Raw genomic sequence first — 12143 nt, forward strand, 5'->3', positions numbered from 1 at the left:
GATTATAAGTCTAATAGATCGCGCTTGCTTTTTCCCATGCTCTGCGTCTGAACGTCCTCCGAAACGCTACGAGAGGACGGATCATGGTCGGTGGGGTCAAGCAGTTCGCTCTGGCGGGTGTCGTCGCCTGGGCGACCCTCGGATCGGCGCAGGCGGCGGAGGTCAACCTCTACACCACCCGCGAGCCCGGCCTGATCAAGCCGCTGCTCGATGCCTACACCGCCCGCACGGGCACCACCGTCAACACGGTGTTCGTGGAGAAGGGCCTGGCCGAGCGCGTGGCGGCGGAGGGGACGCGGGCCAAGGCCGACGTGCTCATGACCGTCGATATCGGCAACCTCGTCGAGCTCGTGGACCGCGATCTGGCGCAACCCGTGCGCTCGCCCATTCTGGAGGCGGCGATCCCCGCCGCCCTGCGGGACGCGGACGGGCGCTGGTTCGCCCTCTCCATGCGCGCCCGCGTCGCCTACGCGGCGAAGGACCTGAAGGACCAGAAGGGCCTCACCTACGAGACCCTCGCCGATCCGAGCTGGAAGGGCGGCCTGTGCCTGCGCTCCGGCCAGCACCCCTACAACACGGCGCTGGTGGCCCATTACCTCGTCCGGCACGGTGCCGAGGCGACGGAGACATGGCTCAAGGGCGTGAAGGCCAACCTCGCCCGCAAGCCCGCCGGCGGCGACCGCGACGTCGCCCGCGACATCCTCGCCGACACCTGCAAGATCGGATTGGCCAATTCGTACTATGTCGGCCTCATGCGCTCGGGCAAAGGCGGCCCCGAGCAGAAGGCCTGGGGCGACGGCATCGCCGTGCTGTTGCCGACGTTCCTCGGCGGCGGCACCCACGTCAACGTGTCGGGCGCCGTGGTGGCGAAATCGGCGCCGAACCGCGACGAGGCGGTCAAGCTCCTCGAATACCTCGTTTCCGACGAGGCGCAGGGGCTCTACGCCCAGGGCAATTACGAGTACCCGGTCAAGGCCGGCGCGCCCGTCGATCCCCTGCTCGCGGCCCTCGGTCCCCTGACCGTCGACACGACGCCGCTCGCCGACATCGCCCGCAACCGCAAGGCGGCGAGCCTGCTCCTCGACAAGGTCGGCTTCGACAACTGATCGGGCAACCATGACCGGCGCGGCGCAGGCGCTCGACGCCGAAGATCTGCCGACGCCCCGGCCGAAAGGGCGGGCGACGCGGCTGCGGCCCCGGACCTTCGCCTGGACCGTGGCCGCCCTGGTCCTGGCGGCCCTGGTGCTCAGCCCCGTCGCCTCCCTCGTCCGCGCGGCGGCGCTGGGCGACGGCGCCCTGTGGCCCCACCTCCTCGCCCACGTGCTGCCCCGGGCCGTGTGGGACACCGGCCTGCTGCTTGCCGGCGTCGGCGCCCTCGTGGTGGTGCTCGGCACCGGCGCGGCCTGGCTCGTCTCGGCCTACGCGTTTCCCGGCCGGCGCTGGCTCGAGGCGGCGCTCCTCCTGCCGATGGCGGTGCCGACCTACATCGTCGCGTACGCCTATCTCGACCTCCTGCACCCCATCGGCCCGGTGCAGACGGCCCTGCGCGGGTGGCTCGGCTACGCCCGGCCCCGCGACTTCGTGCTGCCGGAGCTGCGTTCCCTGCCGGGCTGCATCCTGCTGCTGGGCTTCGTCCTCTATCCCTACGTCTACCTGCCGACCCGCGCCCTGTTCCTCATGCAGGCGGCCAACCTCATCGAGGCCGGGCGGATGCTCGGGCGCGCGCCCTCCGCCGTGTTCCTGCGCGTCGCCCTGCCGCTGGCGCGGCCGGCCATCGCGCTCGGCGCCAGCCTCGCCCTCATGGAGGCGCTGAACGACATCGGCGCGGCGGAATTCCTGGGGGTGCGCACCCTCACGGTGCAGGTCTACGCCACCTGGGTGAACCGCTCCGATCTGCCGGGTGCGGCCCAGATCGCCCTGGTGATGCTGGTGGCCGTCCTCGCCCTCGTCGCCATCGAGCGCTGGGCCCGGCGCGGCCGGGGATTCGCCGGCACCGCCCAGCGCCCGCGCGCCCTCGCCCGCCGCGCCCTCCAGGGCTGGCGCGCCGGAGCCGCCCTGGCGCTCGGCCTCGTGCCCGTCGCCATCGGCTTCCTGATTCCCGCGACCTACCTGTGCCGCGCGGCCTTCGCGCGGGTCACCCGCATGGGCTGGCCCGAGACCATCCTGGCCGAGATCGGCCATACGGTGCTGTACGCGGGCCTCGCGACGGGGCTCGCCGCCGGCATCGGTTTCCTCGTCGCCGCCGGACCCCGCCTCCTGCCCGGTCCCTTCGGGCGCGGGATGATCCGGGTGACGAGCCTCGGCTACGCCCTGCCGGGTGCCATCCTGGCCATCGGATTGCTGGGCCCCCTGGCGCTCGCCGACACGATCCTGTCGGACGTCCTCACGCGCCTGTTCGGCGTCGCCCCCGCCCTCATCGGCCTCGGCACCGGTGGCGCCCTCGTGATCGCCTACCTCATCCGCTTCCTCGCCGTCGGCACGGGAACCTGCGAGGCCGGGCTCGCCCGCATCCCGCCGAGCCTGCCCGATGCCGGGCGCATGCTCGGCCGCGGACCCGCCGCGACACTCGCCCGGGTGCAATGGCCGCTCGCCTGGCCGGCGGTGCTGAGCGGGGCGCTCCTCGTCTTCGTCGATTGCGTCAAGGAACTGCCCGCGACCCTGCTCCTGCGCCCCCTCAACGTCGAGACGCTCGCGACCCACCTCTACGGCGAGGCCGCGCGCGGCACCTACGAGGACGGCACGGTGGCCGCCCTGCTCATCGTCCTCGTCGGCCTCGTGCCCGTCGTGGTCCTGATGCGCCTCGGCACCTGGCGCGCGGCCGCCGCGACGACCCGTCCCTGAAATCCGGTCCCGGCGAAATTCCCGCCTTGACGGCCCGGGGGGCCGCGCCCTAGAAGGCCCTCGGTTCCGGCGGCAGCGCCCGCGGGACGCCGTTCGCCCGACGATCATGGGAACGCTCGCGAGAGCCCCCTAAGCGAACCGGCACGACAATGGCAACGGGCGGTTGGCTCAGCGGTAGAGCGTCCCCTTCACACGGGGAAGGTCACAGGTTCGATCCCTGTACCGCCCACCATTTCCTTCGACGAACCCCAATCTTCCGAGAGCTCTCGCCGCCGCATGGCGTGCGGTCGTGCATCTGATTTCAGTCCGGTCAACCGCCTCGGGAGAAGGTAATTGACCGGGGGAAAACAGATCCATCGAACCGACAGTGCCGGTGGCGTTATCTCCGCCCCACCGGCACGAGAGCCTCCACGGCCTCCACCAGCGCGTCGAAATGCGCGATCACCCGGTCCGGGCCAAAAGCTTCGACGGGCAGGTCGGTGTAGCCGAACGGCACCGCGATCACCGGGATGCCGGCGGCCTTCGCCGCGTCGATGTCGGCGCGCGAATCCCCCACCATCACCGCCCGGGCCGGATCGCCGCCGGCGCGCTCGATGGTGAGGGTGATGTGGCGCGGGTCCGGCTTGAAATGCGCGAAGGTGTCCCGGCCGCAGATGGCGGAGAAGCGCCCCGAGACCCCGAGCAGTTCGAGGAGCGCGAGGGCGTGGGCCTCGACCTTGTTGGTGCACACGGCGAGCATGAAGCCCCGGGCGGCGAGGCCGTCCAGGGCCTCGGTCACGCCGGGGAACAGGTGGGAGTGGTCGCACAGGTGGCGGCCGTAATGATCCAGGAACGCCACGAACAGGACTTCGAGCCGGTCGTCGTCGAGAGCCTCGCCGGCCGCCTCGAACCCGCGCCGGATCAGCGCCTTGGCGCCGGCGCCGATCATGTCGCGGGCCTGCGCGAGGTCGAGGGTCTTCAGGCCCTCTTGCGCCAGGATCGCGTTGAGGGTGCCGACGAGGTCGCCGGCCGTCTCGGCCAGGGTCCCGTCGAGGTCGAACACCGCGATGGGCGGCAGGCTGGGCAGGGACGACATGGACTGGCTTTCCGCGATGGCTCGGCTCTGGATCGGGGCCAGGGCTACCGGGGCGATGCGGCAGGGGCAAGACGCCGACCCGAAGGTCGCGGCCCAAGGGTCCGGGTGGAAGGGTCACGGTGCAAGGGTCACGGTTGCGCCGCAAGGCGGCGATACCGCTCGCGCGACATCCGACAACGGGACATCGGGGCACTCATGCGTCTGACACACCAGGCCTCCCACCTCTTGCGCGCGGGCATCGTGCTCGGCCTCCTCACGGGGACGGCCGCGGCGAGCTCCTACGAATTCGTGCCCGCCCCGCAGATCGACCTCAACCGGGTCTACCGGGTCGACAAGGTCACGGGCGAGGTCACCTCGTGCCAGTACGGCCTGCGCGAGGGCGCGGTCGGCAGCGTCGGCGTGACCGTGTGCTACGGCGCCGGCGAGGGGGCGAGCGCTCAGGCGCCGTCCGAGTACGGCCTCGTCGCCTCCCGCCACACCCGCGAAGCGGGGGTGTTCCGGGTCAATTACCGCACGGGCGAGATGAGCATCTGCTACGTCCAGCTCCAGAAGGAGGCCGTGGTCTGCACGGCCCAGGCCAACCCCGCCGGGCCGGAGGAGGCCGCGAGCCCCGCGCCCGGCCGGGCGAGCCCGAGCGTGACGCCGCCCCAAGGCGCGCCGCGCCCCTGAAACTTGAAGGCGCGCCGCGCCCCTGAGGCTTCAAGGCGCGCCGCGCCCCTGATCGAACCCGCCGCCGCCCCGCGTTTGACGGCGCTGCCAGCCGTGGTAGGGCCTGCCGACGCCCGAAGCCCTGAGCCCGTTCCATGCGCCCTGCCGTCCCGATCCGTTCCCGCGCCGCCGGATTCTCGGCGTGAGCGGGCCCGACCTGCGGCGCGCCGCCGCCGAGCGGGCCGTCGCCCTCGTGACCGACGGGATGCGCCTCGGGATCGGCACCGGCAGCACCGCCAACGTCTTCGTCGAACTCCTGGGCGCCCGCGTCCGGGCCGGACTCGACGTCGTCGGCGTGCCGACCTCGGAGGCGACGCGGGTGGCGGCCGAGGCCGCCGGCATCCGGCTCGCCACCCTCGAGGAGATGCCGGAACTGGATCTCACCATCGACGGGGCCGACGAGATCGACGGCCACCTGCGCCTGATCAAGGGCGGCGGCGCGGCCCTGCTGCGGGAGAAGATCGTCGCCTTCGCCAGCCGCCGCATGGTGGTGATCGCCGACGCCGCCAAGCGGGTCGAGACCCTGGGCGCCTTCCCGCTGCCCATCGAGGTCAACCCGTTCGGCCTCGGCGCCACCCGCCGCGCCGTCGCGGCGGCCGTCGCCGCCACCGGCTGCGCGGGCGAGATCGTCCTGCGCGCGGGTGCCGACGGCACGCCCCTGCGCACCGATGGCGGCCACCACATCCTCGACGCGCACCTGACGCGCATCGCCGATCCCGAGGCCCTGTCGGCCGCCCTGTGGGCGGTGCCGGGCGTGGTCGAGCACGGCCTGTTCCTCGGCCTCGCCACCGGGGCGATCCTGGCGGAAGCACGGAACGGGGTCGCACACGTGACCTGCCTCGGCGCCGTCTGACCAGAAGTCCGATCCTTGGCTCGACCCCTCGCCCGAACCGCATCGCAGAAGACCTCCGGAGCGCTTTCCATGTCCCGCCCCTTCGTCCGCTCTCAGACCCTGCGCGCCGCCCTGGCGGGGGCCGTTCTGGTGATCGCCCCGGCCGCTTGGGCCCAGGCACCGCAGAAGCCGGCCGCCCCGCAGAAGGCCGCCCCGGCCAAACCCGCCGCGCCGACGCCCGCCGCGCCGACCCCGGCGGCGAACACGCAGGCCCCGGCCTTCGCCCCGTCGCACATGGCGCTGGCCCGCGAGGTCATGCTGAGTTCGGGCATCGCCCGCTCGTTCGATTCCATCATCCCGGCCTTCAGCGAGCAGATCCGGCAGAACGCCGTCACCCGGCCGGAACTCGGCAAGGACCTCGACGAGGTGCTGGCCGGCCTCCAGCCCGAGATGGAGATGCAGAAGCAGGCCATGATCGACACGGCCGCGCGCATCTACGCCACCCGCCTCACCGAGGCCGAACTCGCCGACATCGCCGCCTTCTTCCGCTCCCCGGCCGGCAAGCGCTACGTCGAGACCCAGCCCCAGGTCCTCGACGGCATCGTCCAGGCCATGCAGGGCTGGACCCAGGAGGTCTCGGAATACGTCATGGTCCGCGTCCGGACCGAGATGGTGAAGCGCGGCCACCAGCTCCAGTAGGGCGCCCCGCTCCCGCGCGGTCGTCCCCGTGACGTCCCCGTCCGTCGCGCGCCTGCGCGGCGCCGGCGCCCTGGTCCTGGCCGCCCTCCCCCTGGCGATGGCGGCGGCCAATCGGTCGAGCCCGGCCGTCATCGGCCTCGCCGCCGTGCTGTTCCTGGCCGCTTCCCTGGTGGAGGACCGGCGCGCGGCCCGGACCGCGCTCGCCGCGCCCCTGCGCACGCCGGCGGGACTCGCCGCCCTCGCCTTCCTCGGCTGGGGCCTCGTCTCCATCGCCTGGAGCCCGTTCCCCGCCCTGTCCTGGCGCACGGCCGGCGAGTTCGGGCCCACCCTCGTGGCGGCCTACTGCGTCGCGCGCCTGGCACCCGGGCGGATGCCGCCCGGAACCCCCCTGGCCGCCGCCTGGATGCTGGCGCTCGCCGGTCTCTACATCGTGGTCGATCTCGCCGCCGACCTGCCGGTGCAGAAGGCGCTCGGCACGCGGGTCGCCTACTTCGTCTTCAACCGCCCGGTCCTCACGATCCTGCTGGTGGCCGGCCCCCTCGCGGCCGTGCTGCTGCGGCGCGGGCACCGGCTGGCGGCGGGCCTCGCCGTGCTCGTGTCCGCCGCCGCGATCCTGCGCTCCGTGAGCGGGGCGGCGTCCCTCGGGCTCCTGGCCGGGTCGGGGCTGGCGCTCGCGGCCTGGCGCCTGCCCCGGCGCGCCGGCCTCGGCCTCGCCGGAGCGGGCCTGGCGCTGGCCGTGGCGCTCAGCCCCGTGGAGGGCGACCTCCTGCACCGCCTGATGCCGGAGGCGGCCCATGAACGCCTGATCCAGAGCAGTTCGCGGGCCCGCGTCGCCATCGCCCGCAGCTTCGGCGCGGCGGTCGCCGCCGATCCGTGGCGCGGGGCCGGCTACGGCACGGCCGGGCGCTTCGCCTGGACGCCCGTGGCCGATTCCCTTGCGCCGGACTGGCGCCGGATGCTGGCGGTGGGCCACCCGCACAACAGTTTCCTGCAGGTCTGGGCCGAGCTCGGGATCGTCGGAGCCGGCCTGATGGCGGCCCTGCTGTTCCTGACGCTCCGGTCCATCGCGGCGATGCACCGATCCCAAATGGTCACGGCTCTGGGCCTCCTCGGCGCGGCGGCGGCGGTCGCCTTCGTCGAGCACGGCGCGTGGCAGGCCTGGTGGGTGGCGGGCCTCGGCGGCGCCGTGACTTGGCTCCGGGAGGGCTGGCTGCGAGAGGGCCGGGCCGAGCCCGCCTGAGCCTCAGGCGGCGGCCGCCTCGACGCGGTTGCGGCCGGCGTTCTTGGCCCGGTACAGGGCGAGATCGGCGCGCTTGAGCATGTCGGCGGGGCCCACATCCTCGGGCCGGCGCCAGGACACGCCGATGGAGACCGTGACGGCGATGGCGCGGGTGTCGCGCTGGATCGAGAACGGCACCGCCTCGATCCGCTCGCGGATGCGCTCGGCGATGGCATGGGCTTCGGGCGGCTCGGCGTCGGGCAGGATGATCACCACCTCCTCGCCGCCGTAGCGGGAGACGATGTCGATGCCGCGCGTATGGGTGCGGATGCGGTCGGCGAAGGCCCGCAGCACCTCGTCGCCGGCCTCGTGGCCCCAGGTGTCGTTGATCGCCTTGAAGCGGTCGATGTCGAGCATCAGGGTCGCCACCGGGCGGCCGCGCAGGGCGGCCTCGGCGAACAGGGCGCCGAGATGGCTGTCGAGGTAGCGCCGGTTGTGCAGGCCGGTGAGCCCGTCGGTGATGGCGAGCTCCATGGAGGCCTGCACGGCGCCCCGCAGGGTGTCGGAGAACCGGCGGCGGCGCACCTGCGTGCGGACGCGGGCGACGAGCTCGTTCCGGTCAACGGGGCGCATGAGGTAGTCGTGCACGCCGAAATCGAGGCCGCGCACCACCCGCGCCTTGTCGTGCGGCTCGGCGATCATCACAACCGGCATGGCCCGGGTCCGGTCGAGGGACCGCAGCTGGCTGCACAGGCGCAGGCCGTCGAAATCGGCCAGATCGAGGCTGACGAGGGCGAGGTCGAAATTCCCCTCGGTGGCGAGCACCAGGGCCTTGTGCGGATCGGACTCGACGGTGACGCTGTGGTGCTGGCTGAGCGCCGTGGACAGGCGGTCGGCCGAACTCGCACGGTCGTCGACCAGCAGGATCGAAGCGTTCTGGCCGGTCTCGGCGGTGGCCAGCGCCAGGGGGTCGCCCATGCCGAAATCCCGCGACGCGAGGGCCCGGCTGCGCAACTCGTCCGTCACGGCCTTCAGCCGCACGAGGCTGCGAACGCGGGCGAACAGGGCGACATCGTCGATGGGCTTCGTCAGGAAGTCGTCGGCGCCCGCGTCGAGGCCGCGCAGGCGGTCGGAGGGCTGGTCGAGGGCGGTGACCATCACCACCGGCAGATGGGCGGTGTTGGGGTCGTTCTTGAGGCGGCGGCACACCTCGAACCCGTCCATGCCGGGCATCATCACGTCGAGCAGCACGAGATCGCACAGGCCCTTGGCGCAGATCGCCAGGGCGTCCGGGCCGTTCATGGCCGCCAGCACGTCGAAATACTCCAGGGAGAGCTTGGTCTCGAGGAGCTTCACGTTGGGGAAGAGATCATCGACGATCAGGATACGGGCCGACATCTGTCCTCACGCGTTCGAGTCGAAGGGAGCGGACGCGGTCACGTCGTCCGGCCGTCGCCGAGATACTGACGGACGGTGGCGAGGAACTTGGCCACCGAGATCGGCTTCGAGAGGTAGGCCTCGCAGCCCCCCTCGCGGATGCGCTCCTCGTCGCCCTTCATGGCGAAGGCCGTGATGGCGATGACCGGGATCGACTTCAGGTCGTCGTCCTCCTTCAGCCACTTCGTCACCTCGAGGCCGGAGACCTCGGGGAGCTGGATGTCCATCAGGATGAGGTCGGGCCGGTGGGTGCGGGCGAGCTCGATCGCCTCGATGCCGTTGGCGGTCTTGAGCGTCGCGTAGCCGTGCCCCTCCAACAGGTCGTTGAAGAGCTTCATGTTCAGCTCGTTGTCCTCGACGATGAGCACCGTCTTTGTCATGGCCCATTGTTCCCGGCGTTCGAGCGGCTCATTGTTCTTGGAGGCATGGCCCGTTCTTGGAGGCTCGGCCCGCGCGACATGGCCCGCGCGAGAAGATGTAACGGATACATGTTGACGAAACGCAAATCCGACAATGAGCGCGATTCGGCCGAGCGCCTCGCCGTGGCGGTCCTCGCCTGGCTGGCCACCGACGACGAGCGGCTCCACCCCTTCCTCAACGCCACCGGCGCGACCCCCGACACCCTGCGGGCGAGCGCGCAGGATGCCGGCTTCCTCGCGGGCCTCCTCGACCACGTGATGGGCGACGAGGCCACCCTGATGGCCGCGGCCCAAGCCCTCGCGGTTCCGCCCGAGCGCATCGCGGCGGCGTGGCGCCGGCTCTCGCCCACGGAGTTCGACGACGGTTTCTCCGACCACGGGGCGGCGGGCGACGATTTCCCATGACGGCGTTCTGCCGGGATTGCTGCACGGGACAGGCCGGCTCGACACGCTGCCGCGCCTGCGGTTCGCCGCGCCTGCTGTCGCATCCCGAGCGCGACCGGCTCACCATCGCCCATGTCGATTGCGACGCCTTCTACGCCACGGTGGAGAAGCGCGACGACCCGTCCCTGCGCGACCGGCCCCTCATCATCGGCGGCGGCACCCGCGGCGTGGTGGCCACCGCCTGCTACCTCGCGCGGATCTCGGGCGTCCACTCGGCGATGCCGATGTTCCAGGCCCTCAAGGCCTGCCCCGACGCCGTGGTCCTGCGCCCGGACATGGAGAAGTACGCCCGCGTCGGGCGGGAGGTCCGGCGGATGATGCTCGACCTGACGCCCCTGGTGGAGCCCGTCTCCATCGACGAGGCCTTCCTCGACCTGTCGGGCACCGAGCGCCTGCACGGGGCGAGCCCGGCCCTCACCCTGGCGCGCTTCGCCGCCCGGGTGGAGCGGGAGATCGGCATCACCGTCTCCATCGGCCTGTCGGATGCGAAGTTCCTGGCCAAGATCGCCTCCGACCTCGACAAGCCGCGCGGGTTCGCCATCCTCGGCCGGGCGGAGGCCGTGGAATTCCTCGCCGGGCGCCCGGTCTCGATCCTGCCCGGCATCGGCCAGGCGGCGCGGGCCAGGCTGGCCGAGCGCGGCATCCGCCTCGTCTCCGACATCGCCAGGGCCGACCCGCGCACCCTGCACGCGGCCCTGGGGCGCGACGCGGGCCGGCTCCTGGCCCTCGCCCGGGGCGACGACCTGCGCCCCGTCCGGCCCGAGCGCGACACCAAGAGCGTCTCGGCCGAGACCACCTTCAGCGCGGACATCGCGGCCTTCGAGGCCCTGCGGCCGATCCTGTGGCGCCTGTGCGAGAAGGTCTCGGGCCGGCTCAAGCGCCAGGGCCTCGCGGCCGCCAACGTCACCCTCAAGCTCAAGGATTCGGCGTTCCGCCTGCGCACCCGCACGCGCGGGGGCCTGGCGCCGACCCAGCTCGCCGCGCGCCTGTTCGCCGACAGCGAACCCCTCCTGCGGGAGGCCTGCGACGGCACCTCGTTCCGCCTCCTCGGCATCGGCGGGGGCGACCTGTGCGACGCGGTCCACGCCGACCGGGGCGACCTCATCGACGGGAGCCTCACGGCGGGCGGCCGCGTCCCGGAAGGGCTGGCCCGCACCGTCCGGCGCGAGGCCGCCCTCGATCGGCTCCGCGAAAAGTTCGGCGCCGGGGCGATCCAGCGCGGCCTCGCCTTCACCGCCGTGCCGCGCCCCGAGCGATAGGGAGCGTCAGGACTTGCAGTCCGTCGCGGCCGGGAGCTTGTCGAGGCGGCTGAGATTGCCCGCCACGGCGAACTCTCCGTAGTCCAGGCGCAGGTTTCCGCTGACCCCGTTCTCGTAGAGGTCGAAGGTCAGCACGTAGATCGGCGTGCGCTCGCCCTCGCCGGAGGTGAAGTAGCTCAGGGTCACCGGCCAATGGGGCATGGCCGCCATCTCGCCCTCGCGCAGGGGCTTGTCGCGGTCGGACTCCGCCTTGGCGGAGGCGGTCGTGGCCGGGCGTCCGATGACCGCCAGGGTGTCGTAGACCTTCCGGCCGTCGTCGGTGCCGTCGTAGACCTTGACGGAGAGGGTGGTCTGACCGGCGCGGGCCGCCTCGATGAGCCGGCGCATGTGGACCGTGGGGAACAGCACCTCGCCGCTCGCCTGGAACCCGTCGCGCTTGGGCTCCTTGAGGCGGACCTTGAGGGCATCCGCCGCCGTTTCGGCGGTGCCGTCCACGGACTGGCCGGGCGTGCCGTTGAGGAGGGTGCTGACCTTGAAGCGGTAGCTGCGCCCGTCGGCGCTCTCGAAGGTGGTGTTACGCAGGTCCGAGGTGCGGCTGCCGGTCTCGCCGCTCTCCAGCACCGTCACCTGCCGGGTCTGCATCGTGTAGCCCTTGCAGGCGTCGCCCGAGAAATCGATGACGATGCGCCCGCGCGCACTCTCCACCGCCCGGGTGCCGCCGCTCTGGGCCAGGGACAGGTCGTAGACCGCCCGGTGGCTGGCGAGGTGCACGGGCTCGGCGGCGGCCGCCCCGGTGGCGAACAGGATGAGACAGGCCGTGGCGCGGGGCAGACGCATGGGGTCTCCTGATGGGGTGAATCGGGATGCGGCGGTCGCCCCTCAGATAGGCCGCCCCTCCCCCACCGGCAATGCGGAGCCGCGGGCGCGCCTCGGCCGGCGGAAGCCCATGGGTGGAAACCGGCCGGTGGAGACTTGATCGGAGGAAATTTGATCGAAAGGAACTTGGCCGGTGAGAACTTGGCCGCCCTTCCGGTCGCCGCCGAAGCCGCTCTTGCCTCCGGCTCGCGCGCTCCTGTACGGTTCGCCCGTCGCCGAAGAGAGCCCGAGGCGAACGTCACCCGTCCGGTCCCGAAGTCGCCAGCCGCGGAGCCCCGCCGCTGTCCCTTCGTGCCCGCGACGCCCGAGGGTGATCGAGGACGATGTCGGAGGG

Annotated in this window: 12 protein-coding genes and 1 tRNA gene; 9 read left to right on the plus strand and 4 right to left on the minus strand. The window is 72.5% G+C overall.

The window, feature by feature from the left end:
• Window positions 1-83: 83 nt before the first annotated feature.
• From MKK49_RS01630 to MKK49_RS01640, 3 genes are all read left to right on the plus strand, one after another.
• Window positions 84-1106 carry an extracellular solute-binding protein gene (locus MKK49_RS01630; protein WP_244026305.1) on the plus strand — a complete coding sequence of 341 codons (1023 nt, stop codon included), beginning with the start codon at window positions 84-86 and terminating at the stop codon, window positions 1104-1106.
• Between the two features lie 10 nt (window positions 1107-1116).
• The gene (locus MKK49_RS01635) at window positions 1117-2841 is read left to right on the plus strand and encodes an ABC transporter permease (protein WP_244026307.1); all 1725 of its coding nucleotides are present in this window, start codon (window positions 1117-1119) and stop codon (window positions 2839-2841) included.
• Window positions 2842-2998: 157 nt separating this feature from the next.
• A tRNA-Val gene (locus MKK49_RS01640) sits at window positions 2999-3073 on the plus strand.
• A gap of 147 nt (window positions 3074-3220) precedes the next feature.
• Here the strand turns inward: MKK49_RS01640 and MKK49_RS01645 are convergent.
• Window positions 3221-3916, minus strand: a complete 696-nt coding sequence (locus MKK49_RS01645; RefSeq protein WP_244026308.1) for an HAD family hydrolase — start codon at window positions 3914-3916, stop codon at window positions 3221-3223.
• Window positions 3917-4111: 195 nt separating this feature from the next.
• Between MKK49_RS01645 and MKK49_RS01650 the strand changes: the two genes are divergently transcribed.
• The 4 genes from MKK49_RS01650 (at window position 4112) to MKK49_RS01665 (ending at window position 7395) form a co-directional block, all read left to right on the plus strand.
• Window positions 4112-4585, plus strand: coding sequence for a hypothetical protein (locus MKK49_RS01650; protein ID WP_244026310.1), 474 nt, complete (start codon window positions 4112-4114; stop codon window positions 4583-4585).
• 181 nt (window positions 4586-4766) lie between these two features.
• Window positions 4767-5477, plus strand: coding sequence for a ribose-5-phosphate isomerase RpiA (rpiA, locus tag MKK49_RS01655; RefSeq protein ID WP_244026313.1), 711 nt, complete (start codon window positions 4767-4769; stop codon window positions 5475-5477).
• A 69-nt stretch (window positions 5478-5546) separates the two neighbouring features.
• Entirely contained in the window at window positions 5547-6155 is a 609-nt protein-coding gene (locus MKK49_RS01660) for a DUF2059 domain-containing protein (protein WP_244026315.1), read from the plus strand.
• A gap of 97 nt (window positions 6156-6252) precedes the next feature.
• Entirely contained in the window at window positions 6253-7395 is a 1143-nt protein-coding gene (locus MKK49_RS01665; RefSeq protein ID WP_244026387.1) for an O-antigen ligase family protein, read from the plus strand.
• A 3-nt stretch (window positions 7396-7398) separates the two neighbouring features.
• Here MKK49_RS01665 and MKK49_RS01670 read toward each other — a convergent pair whose 3' ends face one another.
• Complete coding sequence (locus tag MKK49_RS01670; RefSeq protein WP_244026317.1) at window positions 7399-8772, minus strand: PleD family two-component system response regulator; 1374 nt, start codon at window positions 8770-8772, stop codon at window positions 7399-7401.
• Window positions 8773-8810: 38 nt separating this feature from the next.
• The gene (locus MKK49_RS01675) at window positions 8811-9191 is read right to left on the minus strand and encodes a response regulator (RefSeq protein ID WP_056089426.1); all 381 of its coding nucleotides are present in this window, start codon (window positions 9189-9191) and stop codon (window positions 8811-8813) included.
• Window positions 9192-9299: 108 nt separating this feature from the next.
• Between MKK49_RS01675 and MKK49_RS01680 the strand changes: the two genes are divergently transcribed.
• Together MKK49_RS01680 and MKK49_RS01685 are read left to right on the plus strand one after the other, a co-directional pair.
• Entirely contained in the window at window positions 9300-9635 is a 336-nt protein-coding gene (locus MKK49_RS01680) for a DUF3572 domain-containing protein (RefSeq protein WP_244026318.1), read from the plus strand.
• Complete coding sequence (locus MKK49_RS01685) at window positions 9632-10933, plus strand: DNA polymerase IV (RefSeq protein ID WP_244026320.1); 1302 nt, start codon at window positions 9632-9634, stop codon at window positions 10931-10933. The genes MKK49_RS01680 and MKK49_RS01685 overlap by 4 nt, the downstream gene beginning before the upstream one ends.
• A gap of 6 nt (window positions 10934-10939) precedes the next feature.
• Here MKK49_RS01685 and MKK49_RS01690 read toward each other — a convergent pair whose 3' ends face one another.
• Entirely contained in the window at window positions 10940-11770 is an 831-nt protein-coding gene (locus MKK49_RS01690) for a cell envelope integrity EipB family protein (RefSeq protein WP_244026321.1), read from the minus strand.
• Window positions 11771-12143: the final 373 nt, after the last annotated feature.

The organism is Methylobacterium sp. J-090, from assembly GCF_022829345.1.
GTDB lineage: Bacteria > Pseudomonadota > Alphaproteobacteria > Rhizobiales > Beijerinckiaceae > Methylobacterium.